At 62.5% G+C, this 15,495-nt stretch carries 19 protein-coding genes; 6 read left to right on the top strand and 13 right to left on the bottom strand.

Annotated features, from left to right (window positions below):
• Positions 1 to 16 precede the first annotated feature (16 nt).
• Complete coding sequence (locus ACK59Z_RS05335) at positions 17 to 508, bottom strand: DUF1543 domain-containing protein (RefSeq protein ID WP_070095520.1); 492 nt, start codon at positions 506 to 508, stop codon at positions 17 to 19.
• Positions 509 to 667: 159 nt separating this feature from the next.
• On the opposite strand from ACK59Z_RS05335, the gene ACK59Z_RS05330 reads away from it, so the two are divergent.
• The 5 genes from ACK59Z_RS05330 to ACK59Z_RS05310 are packed head-to-tail and all read left to right on the top strand — an operon-like array spanning position 668 to position 3,759.
• Positions 668 to 1,204, top strand: a complete 537-nt coding sequence (locus ACK59Z_RS05330; protein ID WP_003254011.1) for a chalcone isomerase family protein — start codon at positions 668 to 670, stop codon at positions 1,202 to 1,204.
• Positions 1,205 to 1,206: 2 nt separating this feature from the next.
• Complete coding sequence (locus tag ACK59Z_RS05325; protein ID WP_019751189.1) at positions 1,207 to 1,743, top strand: DUF3833 domain-containing protein; 537 nt, start codon at positions 1,207 to 1,209, stop codon at positions 1,741 to 1,743.
• Positions 1,740 to 2,045 carry a DUF6482 family protein gene (locus ACK59Z_RS05320; protein WP_003254009.1) on the top strand — a complete coding sequence of 102 codons (306 nt, stop codon included), beginning with the start codon at positions 1,740 to 1,742 and terminating at the stop codon, positions 2,043 to 2,045. Before ACK59Z_RS05325 ends, ACK59Z_RS05320 begins: the two co-directional genes overlap by 4 nt.
• Positions 2,046 to 2,053: 8 nt before the next feature.
• Positions 2,054 to 3,580, top strand: a complete 1,527-nt coding sequence (locus ACK59Z_RS05315; RefSeq protein ID WP_409292559.1) for a cryptochrome/photolyase family protein — start codon at positions 2,054 to 2,056, stop codon at positions 3,578 to 3,580.
• Positions 3,577 to 3,759, top strand: a complete 183-nt coding sequence (locus tag ACK59Z_RS05310) for a DUF2256 domain-containing protein (protein WP_004576510.1) — start codon at positions 3,577 to 3,579, stop codon at positions 3,757 to 3,759. The genes ACK59Z_RS05315 and ACK59Z_RS05310 overlap by 4 nt, the downstream gene beginning before the upstream one ends.
• Here ACK59Z_RS05310 and ACK59Z_RS05305 read toward each other — a convergent pair.
• From ACK59Z_RS05305 to ACK59Z_RS05275, 7 genes are all read right to left on the bottom strand, one after another.
• Positions 3,697 to 4,185: a DUF2878 domain-containing protein gene (locus ACK59Z_RS05305; RefSeq protein WP_108191604.1), complete on the bottom strand. Its 489-nt coding sequence runs from the start codon at positions 4,183 to 4,185 to the stop codon at positions 3,697 to 3,699. The genes ACK59Z_RS05310 and ACK59Z_RS05305 overlap by 63 nt on opposite strands.
• Positions 4,185 to 5,447: a cyclopropane-fatty-acyl-phospholipid synthase family protein gene (locus ACK59Z_RS05300; RefSeq protein ID WP_108191603.1), complete on the bottom strand. Its 1,263-nt coding sequence runs from the start codon at positions 5,445 to 5,447 to the stop codon at positions 4,185 to 4,187. The genes ACK59Z_RS05305 and ACK59Z_RS05300 overlap by 1 nt, the downstream gene beginning before the upstream one ends.
• Entirely contained in the window at positions 5,422 to 6,231 is an 810-nt protein-coding gene (locus ACK59Z_RS05295; protein WP_108191602.1) for a DUF1365 domain-containing protein, read from the bottom strand. Before ACK59Z_RS05295 ends, ACK59Z_RS05300 begins: the two co-directional genes overlap by 26 nt.
• Positions 6,228 to 7,475: an NAD(P)/FAD-dependent oxidoreductase gene (locus ACK59Z_RS05290; protein WP_409292556.1), complete on the bottom strand. Its 1,248-nt coding sequence runs from the start codon at positions 7,473 to 7,475 to the stop codon at positions 6,228 to 6,230. Before ACK59Z_RS05290 ends, ACK59Z_RS05295 begins: the two co-directional genes overlap by 4 nt.
• Before the next feature lie 6 nt (positions 7,476 to 7,481).
• On the bottom strand, positions 7,482 to 8,234 hold the full coding sequence (locus tag ACK59Z_RS05285) for an SDR family oxidoreductase (protein WP_004576513.1): 753 nt from the start codon (positions 8,232 to 8,234) through the stop codon (positions 7,482 to 7,484).
• A complete protein-coding gene (locus ACK59Z_RS05280; protein WP_108191600.1) occupies positions 8,231 to 8,653 on the bottom strand; it encodes a nuclear transport factor 2 family protein in 423 nt (140 codons plus the stop codon). Before ACK59Z_RS05280 ends, ACK59Z_RS05285 begins: the two co-directional genes overlap by 4 nt.
• A 103-nt stretch (positions 8,654 to 8,756) precedes the next feature.
• A complete protein-coding gene (locus tag ACK59Z_RS05275; RefSeq protein WP_003254000.1) occupies positions 8,757 to 9,203 on the bottom strand; it encodes a PAS domain-containing protein in 447 nt (148 codons plus the stop codon).
• A 153-nt stretch (positions 9,204 to 9,356) separates the two neighbouring features.
• On the opposite strand from ACK59Z_RS05275, the gene ACK59Z_RS05270 reads away from it, so the two are divergent.
• Positions 9,357 to 10,244, top strand: a complete 888-nt coding sequence (locus tag ACK59Z_RS05270; protein ID WP_108191599.1) for a MerR family transcriptional regulator — start codon at positions 9,357 to 9,359, stop codon at positions 10,242 to 10,244.
• A 205-nt stretch (positions 10,245 to 10,449) separates the two neighbouring features.
• Here the strand turns inward: ACK59Z_RS05270 and ACK59Z_RS05265 are convergent, their stop codons facing one another.
• From ACK59Z_RS05265 to ACK59Z_RS05245, 5 genes are all read right to left on the bottom strand, one after another.
• On the bottom strand, positions 10,450 to 12,087 hold the full coding sequence (locus tag ACK59Z_RS05265; protein ID WP_319903581.1) for a mechanosensitive ion channel family protein: 1,638 nt from the start codon (positions 12,085 to 12,087) through the stop codon (positions 10,450 to 10,452).
• A gap of 67 nt (positions 12,088 to 12,154) precedes the next feature.
• Positions 12,155 to 12,514 (bottom strand): cupin domain-containing protein, encoded by a 360-nt coding sequence (locus tag ACK59Z_RS05260; protein WP_003253997.1) that lies wholly within the window; start codon positions 12,512 to 12,514, stop codon positions 12,155 to 12,157.
• The gene (locus ACK59Z_RS05255; protein ID WP_258229848.1) at positions 12,511 to 13,104 is read right to left on the bottom strand and encodes a GNAT family N-acetyltransferase; all 594 of its coding nucleotides are present in this window, start codon (positions 13,102 to 13,104) and stop codon (positions 12,511 to 12,513) included. The genes ACK59Z_RS05260 and ACK59Z_RS05255 overlap by 4 nt, the downstream gene beginning before the upstream one ends.
• 196 nt (positions 13,105 to 13,300) lie before the next feature.
• Positions 13,301 to 14,260, bottom strand: coding sequence for a ribose-phosphate diphosphokinase (locus ACK59Z_RS05250; RefSeq protein WP_409292552.1), 960 nt, complete (start codon positions 14,258 to 14,260; stop codon positions 13,301 to 13,303).
• A 95-nt stretch (positions 14,261 to 14,355) separates the two neighbouring features.
• Positions 14,356 to 15,345 carry a universal stress protein gene (locus ACK59Z_RS05245; RefSeq protein ID WP_019751198.1) on the bottom strand — a complete coding sequence of 330 codons (990 nt, stop codon included), beginning with the start codon at positions 15,343 to 15,345 and terminating at the stop codon, positions 14,356 to 14,358.
• Positions 15,346 to 15,495 lie beyond the last annotated feature (150 nt).

The following is a 15,495-nucleotide window of genomic DNA, read 5'->3' as shown; positions in this document are numbered from 1 at the left end:
CATGGCAGGGGTGAGCTCACAGCAGGATATAGTCGCTGTACTGCCGTAAGCCGTCATGGGGCCCTTCGATCAAGTGCACGTAACGGCCGTTCACCCAGTCGATCGGCAGGCAATCGTCGACGTCCAGTACCGCATCGGTATGCGGCTTGAGCCAGTCTGCCTGCAGGCGCTGCTTGGCCAGTTGCTTGGCCTCGGCCTTGTCCCTGGCCACCACCAGCAGGTAGCGGTGTGCCTCGCCAAACACCCCGGGCTCGTAGCCGCCCAGGTTGATGAAGAACAACCTGGGATCGTGTGGGCCAGGCGCTACCTGACTGAATTCGAGGCGGTAGTGGTCAATACCGTCGACTTCCATCCATGCGTCGATGTGCAAGCCCGTTCGGCTCCCGAACCAGGCTTGGCGCAAATGTGGGTAGGCCTGTTCAAGTGAGTCCGCCTGGGCGAACAACACATCGTGGACCTCGATATTGGCCCGTGGGTGGCGTCCACCGAGCATGACGACGTACAGCATGAGCAATTCCTTCTATCTCGACTTTCATGGGTGTTCGATAACGGGGCGCGAGGCTTGCAGAAATATGCATGCTGGGCATTAAAAACTATACATGGCTCGTCAAATATCTGTACAAGCGTCTACTATTGTATAGTATTTAGCAAAGTGCTCGAGGTCAGAATGGCGCACCCTGCACGTTGGACCTGTCTGTGCCTGTTGCTAGCCGCCATGTCGTCGGCGGCAGACTGGCGAGCGGAGCTGCCTGCGGCGCAACGGCTGGGCGCCGGTGATTTCACCTGGTTCGGCCTGCGGCTGTATACCGCCCGGTTATGGGCAGTTGGCCCGGTTCAGGACTGGAACCAGCCGTTCGCCCTTGAGCTGCTCTATCACCGTTCATTGTCCAGGGACACGCTGGTCAAGGCCAGCCTCGAGGAAATGCAACGCCTGGGTGGCGGCAGCATGACGGCACAGCAACGCGCGGCATGGACCAGGGCGATTGAGCAGGCATTCGTGGACGTTAGCCCTGGCATGCGCATCACGGGCTTGTACCTGCCGGGGCAGGGTTGCCGCTTTTACGTCGACGGCAAACTGAGCCACGCGATCGACGATCCGGTGTTCGCCCGGGCCTTCTTCGCCATCTGGCTTGACCCGCGGGCCAGAGACCCCCAATTGCGTCAGCGGCTGCTTGGGCTGGCTGGCGATGACCGAGGAGCCTGAACATGTACAAAGCGCTGTTGCTGGCTGCCTGCCTGCTTCTGGGCAGTTGTGGCAATGTCGGTGTCGAGCACTATGCCCAGGAGCAACCGAAGCTGGACCTGGCGGCGTTCTTCTCGCGCCCGGTTCAGGCGTGGGGGATGTTCCAGAAGCGTTCCGGGGAGGTGGTCAAGCGCTTCCACGTGCGCATCGACAGCCGCCGCGAGGGTGAGCGGCTGATCCTCGACGAACATTTTCTTTATAGCGATGGCACACGCCAGCAACGTACCTGGACGCTGGTGCCGGACGGCCCCGGGCGCTGGCGGGGAACCGCGGGGGACGTGATCGGCGAGGCGCGTGGCGAAGTGGCGGGCAACGCGCTGCGATGGCGTTACCAACTGGACCTGCCGGTCGATGGGCGGCACTGGCAGGTAGACCTGGACGACTGGATGTACCTCATGGATGACGACACCCTGATCAACCGCTCGAGCATGAGCAAGCTGGGCGTTGAGATTGGCCAGATCACCTTGTTCTTCCGCCGCCTGCCAGAGGGCACACCATGAACCTGATCGCGCTGACCCAGCTGGTTTCGACCGGCGAAGCCAAGGAACTTGAACTGCTGTCGCTAGAGGGGGGCTTCTACCTCCTGCGCGCCCTGACCGACGCCGGCCCTGTGACATTGAGCGATGCCCAGGGGCAGCCCGTGCGCGTGCGCTCCACGACCGAACTGCGGCAGTTGCTGGCCGACCTGCCGCCGGTGCCCTGCATGCTGGTGCAGCAGGTGGTGCACGATGAGATGTGCGGGCAACGCGACGGCCCCATCGCGCCGCTGCGCGTACCGGTAACGCTCACCAGCCAGTGGTAGCCCGGACGATGCGCCTGGGCCTGGTGCTGGGTGACCAGCTGTCGTTCGACCTGGCAAGTCTGGCGTCCCTTGACCCTGCTCGCGATGCGGTCCTGATGGCGGAAGTGGAGGGGGAGGCCCGATACGTACCGCATCATCCGCTGAAGATCATTCTCATCTTCAGCGCCATGCGGCATTTTGCCCAGGCCCTGCGTGAACGGGGTTGGCAGGTGCACTATGTCGAGCTGGATGCCGAGGGTAACAGCGGCAGCATCGTGGGGGAGTTGCGTCGATGGCAACAAGCCTTGGGCGCCACCCACATTCACTTGACCGAGTGCGGTGAGTGGCGCCTGGAGCAGGCCTTGCGTGATGCCGAACTGCCGCTTGTATGGTTTCGCGACACGCGTTTTCTGTGCTCCCGTGAAGCCTTCGGGCGCTGGGCCACAGAACGTCGCCAGCTTCGTATGGAGCACTTCTACCGTGGCATGCGCAAGCGAACCGGCCTGCTCATGGAGCCTGACGGCAGCCCGGCAGGTGGGGCCTGGAATTTCGATGGCGACAATCGCAAACCGTTGCCACGGCAGCTGCGTGGCCCGTTCGCTGCGCATTTCGCGCAAGACGACATCACCGCAGCGGTGGTGGCCTTGGTGCGTCAGCGCTTCAGCGACCATTACGGTGGCGTCGACGGTTTCGACTACCCCGTGACCCACGCCGAGGCACAACAGCTGTGGCAGCATTTTCTGGATTTCGGCCTGGCGGCTTTCGGTGACTACCAGGATGCGATGGCCGAAGGCGAGCCGTACCTGTTTCATGCGCGCATCAGTGCGGCGCTCAACATCGGGCTTCTGGATGTGCGTCGTTTGTGCGACGACGTCGACAAAGCCTGGCGCGAGGGGCGGGTGCCGCTCAATGCAGCCGAAGGCTTCATTCGCCAGTTGATCGGCTGGCGTGAGTATGTGCGTGGCATCTATTGGCAGCGCATGCCGGCGTATGCCGGGCTCAATCACCTGAACAACGACCGGGCGCTGCCAGAATTCTACTGGACCGGGCACACCCGCATGCGCTGCATGGCCCAAGCCATCGGGCAGACCCTGCGGTTGGGCTACGCTCACCATATCCAGCGGTTGATGGTTACCGGCAACTTCGCCTTGCTGGCCGGTATCGTGCCGACCGCGATTTGTGAGTGGTACCTGGCGGTCTACATGGATGCCTTCGAGTGGGTCGAACTGCCCAACACGCTTGGCATGGTGATGCACGCCGATGGCGGCTACCTGGGGTCCAAGCCGTACTGCGCCAGTGGTCGTTATATCCAGCGCATGTCCGATCATTGCAAGTCTTGCAGTTACAGTGTCGACCAGGTGACCGAAGAGGAGGCCTGCCCGTTCAATGCCTTGTATTGGCATTTTCTCATTCGCCATCGCCCCCAGCTCTCGGCTAACCCGCGCCTGGCCCTGGTTTATCGTAGCCTCGATGGCATGCCCGCTGGCCGTCGCGATGCCGTGTGGCAACGTGGCCAGTCATTGCTGGCGCGGCTCGATGCGGGGCAGGCGTTATGAAAAAGAGCCTTCTGCCCAGCAAGGTTTGCGTGGTGTGTGGCCGGCCGTTCACCTGGCGCAAGCGCTGGGCACGCTGTTGGGAGCAGGTGCGTTACTGCTCCGAGCGATGTCGCCGGTCAGCGCCGCGCCGCGATGCGCGCCAGCAGGGGCAGGGCCAACGCCCAAATCGGCATCAGTAGCAGGCCGGTTTCCAGCGCGCCCAAGGGCAAGGAGACACCTGCCAGCCTGGCGCCGCCTACGTAGGCCAGAGGGCCGCCAATCGCCCCCAGCAGTGCGCCGATTCGCCAGTGCCTGCCGGCCCATGCCAGGCTGTGACGCATCCCGCTGGCCAGCACCAACCACAGCAGCGCTAGCCACAGCGGCAGGGGCCAGGCGTCGAAACCGAACACCCCCAGTGCTCCCAGCACGCTGTCGAGCACACAGCCGATAAAGGTGACGCGCACCAGCGCCTTGACCTCGGCATGGATGTCCGGGCACAGGCGCAGGTGCACTGCCACGCCCGGAATCACCAGCAGCAACAACAAGGGCCGCTCGGCCCCCAGCACGCAGATCCACCAGCCGGCTTGCAGCCAGAGGGCATTGGCGATCAGCCAGCGGCTGCGCATCAGGCACTGCCAGGCAAGGGCGCGCGGCGTGCCTGGGGTGCTGCCCAGAGCAGGTGCGCAACACCGATGGCGCGTTCCTCGAAACCGCCTTGGCAGTAGCAGAGGTAAAACTCCCACAAGCGCTGGAACATGTCGTCGTAGCCAAGGTCCGTCAGCGCAGTGCGTGCCTGACGCAGGTTTTCGCGCCAGTGTCGCAGGGTGTGGGCGTAGTCCAGGCCAAAATCTTCCATGTGCACAAGGTTCAGGCCAGTGTGCCGGCTGGCGGTGTCGAGCAACACGCTCAGCGAAGGCAGGGCGCCACCGGGGAAGATGTACCGCTGGATAAAGTCGACCGAGCGCTGCGCCTGGGCATAGCGCTGGTCGCGGATGGTGATTGCCTGCAATAGCATCAGGCCTTCAGGTTTGATGAGCGAAGCACACTGGCGGAAGTACACCGGCAGGTAGCGATGGCCAACCGCTTCGATCATCTCGATCGAAACCAGTTTGTCGAACGTGCCTTGAAGGTCGCGGTAGTCTTCGCGGAGCACTTGCACGCGCTGCCCCAGCCCCAAGGCCTTGACGCGCTCCAGGGTATGGCTGTACTGCGCCTCGGAGAGCGTCGTGGTGGTGACCCTGCAGCCGTAACGGGTGGCTGCGTGGATAGCGAGGCTGCCCCAGCCGCTGCCAATTTCCAGCAGGTGATCGTCAGGGCTCAGTTCGAGCTTCTGGCAGATGCGCTCCAGCTTGTGCAACTGGGCCTGCTCCAGTGTTTGCCCCGGGTGTTCGAATTGCGCAGCCGAATACATCATGGTGGGGTCCAGCAGCCGCTCGAACAGGGCATTGCCCAGGTCGTAGTGGGCCAGAATGTTGCGCCGGGCGCCGCGCTTGTCGTTGCGGTTGAGCCGGTGCAGCAGGCGCAGGGCAGGGCGGCCCAGGCGGGCCAGGCCGCCCTCGAGCGCGTCGAGCACTTCAAGGTTGGCGACGAACAGGCGGGTCACCAGCGCCAGGTCGGCGCTGCGCCAATAGCCGTGAATGTAGGCTTCGCCAGCACCGATCGAGCCATTGCCGGCGATCAGGCTCCAGGTGGCGTCATCGAGGATCTCCACCTCGGCCTGCAACGGGCTGTCGGCATCACCGAAACTCCACTGCTGCCCGTGGCTGAGCAGGCGCAGGTGGCCGTGACGCAGCTTGCCCAACTGGGCGAGCACGGCGCTTCGTGCCAGCCCGCCGAGCAGGGGCGCAAGGCCTGCGAACTTGCTAACGCTCAGGGTGGGATTTGACATCATCAAGGTCCTCGCAAGGTTGGCCGAGTGCCAGGTCACCCTGGCAGGTGGTGTGGTCATGCACGGGGGTGCGTTTGAGTAACAGGCGAAGCGCTTGCCAGTAGATGGCCGAGACAGTGCGCAGGCTCATCCATGGGAAGTTCAGGACATACCGACGCAGCGCTGCTCCATCCAGTGGCGTGCGGCGCAGGGCGAGGTCGGCCTCGAACACCTTTGTGCCGTCTTGCCAGTTCTGCATCTGAATGCGTACATGGTCCGTGTCCAGGAAGAAGCGCAGGCGATAGTCCATGTCCAGCGGCATGAACGGTGACACATGGAAGGCCTTGCCGACGCTGAAGGGCCTGGCAAGGTTGCCTTGCACCGGTAGCACGTAATGAAAGCGTTCACGCCAGGGTGTGTTGCGCACTTCCATCAGGATCGCGCTCAGGCGCCCGTCGCGGTCATGGCAGAAATAGAAGCTCACCGGGTTGAACGACAGCCCCCAGCACCGCAGTTGCGTGAGCAGCTGAACCCGGCCTTCGGGCAGGTGCCCCGTCGCCTGCCCGACCAGCAAGCGTGCAGCCTGGGCCAGCGATTCGCCTTGGCGGGTTTGGGCGGGCAGGTAGTCGGTCTCGCGCCAGCACAACGGCGCCAGACGCCAGCGTCCCAGCCAGCGTGACAGGCCCATCAGCCAGGATTGTTCGTCCAGGTCCAGGTAGAACATGCCGATCCGGTAGCGGAACGCGTGGACCCGCGGCGTCAGCCGTCGGTGGCTGATCCAGCCCAGGCAGAGGCTGCTGTTCACAGTTGCTCTCCGAAGTGCGCGGCCACCTTCAGTGCGCTGACCACCCCGTCTTCATGAAAGCCATTGCCCCAGTAGGCGCCACAAAAGTAACTGTGCTGCTGACCCTGCAGTTGCCCTTGGCATGCTTGGGCAGCTGATGCTGCAACGCTGTACTGGGGATGGGCGTACTGGAAACGGGCGATGACCTGCGCCGGGTCTATCAGTGCGGTCTGGTTGAGGCTCACGCAGAAGGTTGTCGGTGCCTGGATACCCTGCAGAAAGTTCATGTTGTAGGTCAGCGCGGCGGGAGCCCGCTCAGGGCCGCCCAGGCGGTAGTTCCAACTGGCCCAGGCGCGCTGGCGGCGTGGCAGCAGACGGGTATCGGTATGCAGCACCACGTCGTTGCTGGCGTAATCGATGGCGCTGAGTACGGCGCGCTCCTGGTTGCTGGGGTTTTCCAGCAGTGCCAGGGCCTGATCGCTGTGGCAAGCGAACACCACATTGTCGAAGCGCTCGGTGCCGGCCGCGCTCACGAGGGTCACGCCACCTTCGTCGCGGCTGACCCGGTAAACCTTGCAGTTGAGGCGGATGCGCTCAGCGAACGGTCGGCACAGCGGTGCGACATAGCTGCGCGAGCCGCCTTTGATCACCCGCCACTGTGGACGTTGGTTGACCGACAGCAAGCCGTGGTTGCGGCAGAAGCGCACAAAGAACTCAAGCGGGAAGTGGAGCATGTCTGCGCGAGACATCGACCAGATCGCCGACCCCATTGGCACGATGTAATGATCGATGAAGCGTTGCCCATAGCGGTTCGCGTGAAGGTAGTCGCCCAGCGTGGTGCTGGCATCGATACGCTGGTTGTCCAGGTCGGCCAGTGCCTGACGGTTGAAACGCAGAATGTCCCGGATCATCCCCCAGAACCCTGGGGACACCAGGTTGCTGCGTTGGGCGAACAGGGTGTTCAGGTCGTGGCCGTTATATTCCAGGCCCGTCATCGGGTCATGCACGGAAAAACTCATCTCGGTCGGCTGTGAAGGGACCTTGAGCTGGTCGAGCAAGCGGATGAAGTTCGGGTACGTCCAGTCGTTGAAGACGATAAAACCGGTATCTATCGCATGCCGCTGGCCTTTCCAGACCACATCAAGGGTGTGGGTGTGGCCCCCGACCCATTGCTCGGCCTCGAAAACCGTGACTTCGTGCTTGCGTGACAGCAAATGGGCGCAGGTCAGCCCCGCGATGCCACTGCCGATGATTGCTATACGCATGGATCATCATTCCTGTTCATGACGGGCGAGGCGTTGGCCCAGCGCCAGGCGCAAGCGCGCGGGCAGCGCCCCGAGCAGGCGCAACACCCAGGTGAAAAGACCGGGGAAGTTGATTTCCAGGGGGCGGCCGGGCAGGCGCCTGGCGATATGCCGGGCGGCACGCTGCGCAGACCACAGCTGTGGCATGGGGAAATCGTTGCGACGGGTCAGTGGCGTGTCCACGAAACCTGGGCTCACCAGGGTGACCGCGATGCCTTCGCGAGCCAGGTCGATTCGCTGTGATTCCACCAGATAGCGCACTGCAGCCTTGGACGCGCCATAGGCGCCAGCGCGGGGCAGGGCCAGCCAGGTCACCGAACTGCCCATGACCACCAGGTGGGGGTGTTGGCCTGCGCGAAGCAAGGGCAGTGCCGCCGCCAGGCAGTAGCTGACGCCCAGCAGGTTGGTGCGCATGACGCGCTCGACCAACGCCGGATCGAAATGCCCCGGCTCCAGATATTCGCAGGTGCCGGCATTGAAAATGGCCATGTCCAGGCCCCCCCAGGCCTGCTCGATATGCGCAGCGATGCCGGCGACCTGCTCCGGGTTGTCAAGATCGCCAATGGCCAGCAATACCTGCCCAGGAAACCGTTCGGCCAGCGGGGCAAGGCGGTCGGCGTGGCGCCCGCCCAAGGCGACCTGGTGGCCTTGTTCCAGGAGGATTTGCGCGAGCGCGGCACCGATACCGCTGCTGGCGCCGGTCAGCCAACAGCGGCTCATGCCAGCCTGCCTTTGAGCCAGCGGATCGCAGTGCCCATGAGGGGAAGGTGCTCATAAAGCAGGGCACCGGCGTCGAAATAGTCCTGGTGAAAATGCACACGGTCGCGCCAATGCAGGCAGCTGCATCCTTGCAACGTGATCGGCTGGCCCCCCGCCAGGCGCGGGTGGCAAAACTGCAGTGTCCAACGCAGGTAACCTTGCCCGGGCTTTATCTCGTCGGCGCTGGTGAAGGCGTAGCGGATATCGGTGGCGTTGGCGTACAACTGCTCGAAGTAGGCGCGCAGGGCCTGCAGCCCCTGTATCTGGTGCAGGGGATCACGGAAGGTGACATCGTCGCTGTACAGTTTATCCAGCGTGTCGAGGCTCGCCCCATCAAGGCGGGCGAAGCGCTCGGCGAACTGCTGTAGGTACGCTGACATACTGGGCTCCAGGCAATCCTGTACAACATTGAATTGTTGTACAGGTATAACTGAAGCCTAAGCTTTTATCTATACAAGTCAACGTTCTTGTATAGGTTTTTTGTCAGCGCTTGGCCTGGCCCTGCTGCCGGCGCAGTTCTGCCACTTCAGCCTCCAGCTCGCGAACCCTTTCCTCGGCGAATATCTGCGCTGTGACATCGCGCTGGATGCCGATGTAGTAGGTTAGCTGGTCCGCCTCGTTGTGCACGGGTGTGATGGACAACTCGTTCCAGAACAGGCTGCCGTCTTTGCGGTAGTTGCGCAGCACCTGGCAGCAGGGGCGGCCTTCGCGGATCGCTTCGCGGATGGTTGCGATGCCCGGCTGGTCGTGATCCTCGCCCTGAAGAAAACGGCAGTCCTGATAGAGGATATCGTCGGCGCAATAGCCGGTCAGGCGCTCGAAGGCCGGGTTGACGTAGATAAGGATGCTTTCATTGCCTTCCTGCTCGGCGACGACGATGCCATCGTTTGAATGTTCGACCATCAGTTGCAGGAGTTTTGCGTTGATCATGGGGCTCACCTACAGACACTTCGTATGCGATGTGCGCCGAAGGCTTCCGTGCAGAAGCTTTTGGCGCCGTTTGTTGCATGATGAACCAAGGAGGCTCGCCGCAGAAGGTGCATCTGGGTTTAGAATGTATCACCCCTTGAATGACACCTCGTTATGACCGACGCCACCCCACCCGAATTGCTACCCATGCGCGATGTGGTCAGCCTGACCGGCATCAATCCGGTGACCTTGCGTGCCTGGGAGCGGCGTCATGGGTTGATACGCCCGCAGCGCACCGAGGGCGGCCATCGCTTGTACACGGCCCAGGATGTGCAGCGCATACGCGACATCTTGCGCTGGACCGCCAACGGCCTGCCCATCAGCAAGGTTAGCGACAGGCTCGCCGGCCAGCCTGAGGCGCCTGTGCAGCAGCCCTCGGCCTTTGACGATTGGCGCGCCGCCGTTGCACGCGCCTCCAGGGCATTCGATGCGCAGGCGCTGGAAGCTATCCATGGGCAGCTGTTCACACTCTTGCCAAAGGCCACGGTGCTGCGGGAAGTGCTGATGCCGGTTTGGCACGAGCTGGCTTCAGGCACTGCGCCAGGCCAGCGTAGCCAATGGTTGTTTCTCGATACGTTCTTGCGCGCCCGGCTGTTGCTGCGCTTGCAGATGAACCAGGCCGATGCGCCACGGGTGCTGCTGGCGGGTACCGAGGGGCAAGCCGAGTGCCAGGTATTGTGCGCCGGGCTGCTGTTGAGCAGCGAGCAACAACGCATCGAAGTGCTCGGCTGCGGGCAGCCGCTGGAAGAGCTCCCGCTGCTGTGTGCGGCGATGCAGCCTGCGGCACTGGTGATCGCGCTGCAGCCGCCGGTGAGCCCTGCCTTGGCCAAGCGCCTGCGCTCGCTGCAGATGGACATTGCTTGTCCGCTGGCCTTGACGGGCGAGGGGCTGGCCGGTGTGCAAGCGGCCTTGCACGGGCTGCCGGTGTGCCTGCTGGACGAGCAGGGTGCTGACGTCGCGCGTGTGCTTGATGCCTTGCTCAGGGGGGCGCTGGACGTTTGAGCCTGGCCCTGCGCGATGCTCAGGGTGGTTGGGTCGTTGCTCGGCATGCTTTTGGCCCTTATCGGCGTCGATGAACAAGATCCTCAAGCAGTCGGGGAGCAACACGCCGGTCATCGGCTTCCGTCTGCTACGCCGTTTCCAATGTCCTGTTGGCAGTCTGCGGGCCGGTGATCATTGCGCTGACCGGCACCTGAGGCCTCATTGCTCACGCGGTGTTTTCAGGTTTGGACGGGGCCGTGTGCCACTGCTCCTTGGGCACCCATTTGGGTTGCTCGGGATCGCCCAGGTAGTGAGGCGACATGATTTGCACCCCATACTCGTTGAACACGTCCTGGATATTGGCGTGCAACAGGCTCAAAAGCTGCGCGCGTGGCCTGGGCTCTGACGGAATGGCCTGGGCCACTAATCGATACTCGGGGTAGAAGTCCGACAGCGCCGTCTGGAATACCTGGGGCATGGGCGTTTGCAGCACGCCGTCGGTGCGCCGAGCCGCTTCCAGCAACATCGCCTCGACCTGACGCCACGGGGTGTCGTAGCCAATGGTCACCACGGTGTCGACCACATAGCCTGGCCCTTGCACGATTCGTGAGTAGTTCTTGGTCACCGAGCCGGTAATCATCGAGTTGGGAAGTGTCAGCACTTCGCCAAGCCCGGTGCGAATGGTCGTGGTGAACATGCCCACCTCGGTCACCGTGCCCTCGTAATCACCCACACGTACAAATTCACCGACGCGCAGCGTGCGCGTGTAGGTGAGAATCAGTCCGGCGGCGCCTTGGCCGATGACACTGGTCGCCCCCAGTGAAACCATCAGACCGAGCAACACTGACAACCCCTTGAAGGCATCGGTACCCGAGCCGGGTAGATAGGGGTAGGCCATCACCAGGGCAAATAGCCAGATCGCCAGCGACGTCAGGCGCATGGTCGGTTGCAAGGTTTCGGCGGTCAGCCATTTCAATGTGCCTGGGCGTGCCATGCGCCTTAGCACACGTTTGGAGAAAGCGCTGATGCCCCGGGCGATGAAGAAGATCGACAGTGCAACGGCCAGGCCGGGCATGGCACGCAAAATACCGCTGATCAGGTAGTTGAGCAGCGCCATCAGGTGGATATTGAGGCTTTCCCCCCAAGACCTTGTGTAGGGGAACTGAGACAGCACGAAGCCCAGCCACTGGTAGCAGAACAACAACACGAGCAACCAGTACAGCAGCCAGAGAGAGCGGTCGATAAGGTAGTACAGGTTCTGCAGGTCGAACAGTTGCGTGTGGCCGACCTTGAGGCGCTCGGAGTGTTTGCCCATCAGTTTAGGCAGCAGTCCCAGGAGCTTGCGTCGACAGTAGCCTGCGGCCTTTACCAGCATGAAAAAGATCAAGGTTGCCGCAGCGCTGTAGCCTACCGCGGTGAGCAAGAACCGCAGGCTTCGCGCCTGGCGGGTTTCCTCGACGACAAGGCGCAGGTTCTCGGCGGCCTGCTCGGCGGCTTCGCCTGTTGTAATGGTATCGGCCGCAGCATCCAGTGGCGTCACGATGAATGCCCGGCGCCCGCCCAGCAGCACCAGGTAGCTGTGCAGGATAGGGTCGACGCGAACCTCCAGATCGTTTGTTTCCTGAAGCGTATCCTCGATGACCTTCTTGGCGCGCTGGGCACGCACCGTGGGTGTTTCGCCCAGCAGCGTCGCACGAAAGACCAGCACCGTGCGGTTGATGACGGTCAGCGGCGCGGGTTCGGCAATCACACCCTCTATCTCTGGTCCAGGCTGAGGGGTGTCCGCATGGAGCAGGGGCGAGAACAGCAAGTGGATCAGTAGCATCAGCCCAGCAGCCCGCCCGAACCTGCGCTTGTTGCCCATTTAACAGCCCCTGTGCCGGCGTGTGGATTGCTACCAGCATAGTCGGCTTCAGCCAGCATTCAGTGGCTTAGTTCGCGGGCACGAGGATCACGAAGTTCTTCTTCATGTCTTCCACTACGGTCCATTTGCCCTTGGCGCCCGGTTCGATAATGAACGTGTCGCCAGCGGCCAGTGTGACCGGGGCGCAACCCTCAAGCTCGATGACGCAGCATCCACTCAGGACATGGCAGAACTCCCAGACTTTGTAGTCGATGCGCCACGCCCCGGTGCTGGCTTCCCATTCTCCGGAAATGCGACCTTGCTGTTCATCGTGATAGTACTTGGACGTCAGCGTGTGAGGGGTGCCTTCCAGGACTTCTTCAAAGAACGGAAGGTCGCGCAGCGGTTGGATATCCAGTTCGCGGAACACGGTCAGTTTCTGGTTCATGGCTGTTTCTCGAGCACGTTGTGAGTAGGGCGATACATTAAATAGGCTTCACCGGTGACGCCCAGCATCGGGTGCGGAACGATCTGGCAGGTTTTAACAATTTGAAAACCATGACGTTCGTAGAAGCGGCGTGCACCGTGGTTTTCTGCGTAATCGATCAGGCACAACCCATCAAGGCCCGCGTCGTCAGCGCGCTGCTGGGCGTGGCGAAGAAACTGGGCGCCCAGCCCCTGGCTCCGCCAGGCTTCATCCAGCGCCAGGCTGGATATGTACAAGGTATCGGGTATTTCCATGTCGGAATAAGGCGCGAGGACGGGGTCGGTCTCGACTGGGCTGTCAGGCGCTGCGCGCAAGGCATAGCTATGCATCATGCCGATGACGCGCCCTTCAAAAGTGGCCATCAGGCAGTTCTTGTATGAAAAGTCGCCCTGTTCTCTGGCATAGCGAGACGCACCGACACTCAGCAAGGCTTCTCCAGGTGCGGCGAGCTTGCTCCATATGTAATCGGCCATGCCCTCCGATGTCAGTTGAAAGAAGCGCGCAATATCATGCGCGTCCGAGACTCGAGCGGGTCTGAAGTCGATAGGCATGCACAGTGCTCCCATGGTGCCGGGGGTCAGTTTTCAAGGGCTACGCCTTTGGCAGGGAGGCAGGGTAGACGGTTATAGCGGTTCCCATGATGCTCTGCGCGAACACCATCAGCATGGCCTGCGACACGCCTCGTGGCCACATGGCCCGACCGATTTCAGGAACAGGGACGCTCCGCCGTCGCCACCTGCGCCGGGGTCATGCGCCAGTGCCCGGGCGGTTGGCAAGCAACTCGGCGACCAAGGCGCTGGTATCGACGATATCCAGTTGCGCCAGGCATCGCACGGGCAGGCGAAAGGGGGCGATGCTGTCGGCCACCAGTACCCGTTCGAACGCGCCGCTGTCGAACAGCTCGCCACCGGTGGTGAACAGGCCGTGGGTGGCCGCAGCCAGTAGGCGGCTGGCTCCGGCCTGCCGGCAGGCCTGGGCAGCGCGTAGCAGCGTCTGCCCCGTGCTGATCAGGTCATCGAACACGATGACGGTGCTGCCTGCCACGTTACCGACCAGGTGTTCGCCGCTCAGGCCTGCCTGCCGGCGGTGTTTTTCCATCATGGCCACCGAGACCGGGCGCGCCAGCAGGTGCGCCAGGACCTGGCGAAACTGCTCCGCGCGTTTGACGCCACCGATATCCGGCGACACCACCGTGACCGCCTGCTCACCGAGGAGCGGGGCCAGGCGTTGGGCGAACAGTGGGGTACATTGCAGGTTCCAGCTCGGGATTCGGTAGGCGTTGTCGAAGGCGCTGGGGTTGTGCACGTCCAGCGCCACAATGCGGTCCACGCCGCAGCTTTCCATCAGCCGAGCCACATGGCGAGTGATGATAGCGTCCTGAAACTCCACCTTGCGGTCCTTGCGACCATAACAGAGGTAAGGCGTGACTGCCGTCACCTGGCGGGCAGCAGCGTCCTTGAGCGCGCCACAGAAGAACAACAACCGGCATAGCTTGTCATGCGCGCTGTGGTGCGCGTCACCATACAGCGAGTGGAAGACGATGACCGATCGACCGTCCACCGATTCGCCAGGCCAGCACTTGTGCTCTCCGTCCTCGTAGTCGCGCTCTTCATGTGCAGACAGTGTCCTGCCCAGGCGTTGCGCCACGGCATTCCCATAGGCCTGGCTGCCTTGCAGGGCGAACAGCAACGGCGAGGTGTCATTCATGCCCTGCGCTCCAGAGGTCGTTCACAGCGACATGAGCTGCATGGCACTGTGCGGTTTGGTGAGTGTCTAGTCGAGCACAGCCAGTGGGCGACCGTTCAACCGTGAATCGCCAGGATACTGGAGTGAACCTTGTACAGGGTTTGCTCGGTAGTACTGCCGACGACCTTGCTCACCCCCTCGTGGTAGAGCGTGCCCATCACCACCACATCGAAGCCTTGCTGGTTCGCGTATTCGCTGACCACGTTACGGGCAGCGCCCCGCACCAGGTGCAGGTGGTCTGGCTTGATGCCATAGTGGCCGCCGAACGTCGCCATGCGCTCGCGCGCACGACCTGACATTTCCTCGACCAGTTTGTCGGTCCAGGCCACGGGTGCGGCGGCATAGGCGACGAAACTGGCGCTGGGTTCGTAGGCCTGCAGCAAATGCAGCTGCGCCTTGCAGCGTTGTGCCAGTGCCTGTGCCGATTGCAGGATGTGGTCGTTGAGCTTGTCGATCACCGGGTCGTGCTCGACCAGATCAACGGCGACCAGTATGCGCGTTGGCAGCTTCGTTTCAGCCTGGGCTACCAGGTGCAGCGGGATCGGGCAGCGGCGTAGTAATTGCCAGTCCAATGGCGTGAGCAGGGCACGGCTTAAGGCGGTTTCGTGCTGGATGTCCTTGATCACCATCCCGACCCGGTGCAGTTGGGCCAGCCGGATCAAGTCCTTGAGCGGGTCTTGATCGTCCAGTGTCTCGGCGTAGGCGGTAATGCCCAGCTCGCCCAGCGCCTTCACCTGCTCAGCGAGCCAAGCCTTGCGATGCTCGGCGTCCTGCTTGCGGGCGTTTTTGCGTAGCACCTGGTCCAGGGTTGCCAGGCGCGAGGGCAATTGACTGAGCGCCACCAGGTGCAAGGTAGCACCTGTCGCACTGCTCAGCGCTTGAGCACGCGTCAGGGCAGGCGAAGGGTGCAGGTCTGGATGGCAGATCAGCAGCAGTCTTGAGTAAGTATTCATGATGGCCTCCACCGCGGTGGCAGCCTCGATGAAGGCCCACCGGTTCAGGCCAAGCGTGACGCAGTGGGGCTCGATGACCTTGATATTTATCAAGATTGGCTGAATGTCAGCTTCGATAATGGCAGCGGTGCGGCGCTCCACGTCTGCGCCAGGAGGTGGTTGATGGGCCGTGGTGAATCACCTCCATGCAGACATCCGCTTCGAAAGGCGGCAAAGGCTTGCGACGGCGCAGAATTTCCACCC

It is taken from the genome of Pseudomonas sp. KCJK9058, assembly GCF_046230975.1.
GTDB classification, from domain to species: domain Bacteria; phylum Pseudomonadota; class Gammaproteobacteria; order Pseudomonadales; family Pseudomonadaceae; genus Aquipseudomonas; species Aquipseudomonas alloputida.
Note: the sequence above shows the minus strand (reverse complement) of the source record. Positions and strands in the feature narration are given on the sequence as shown.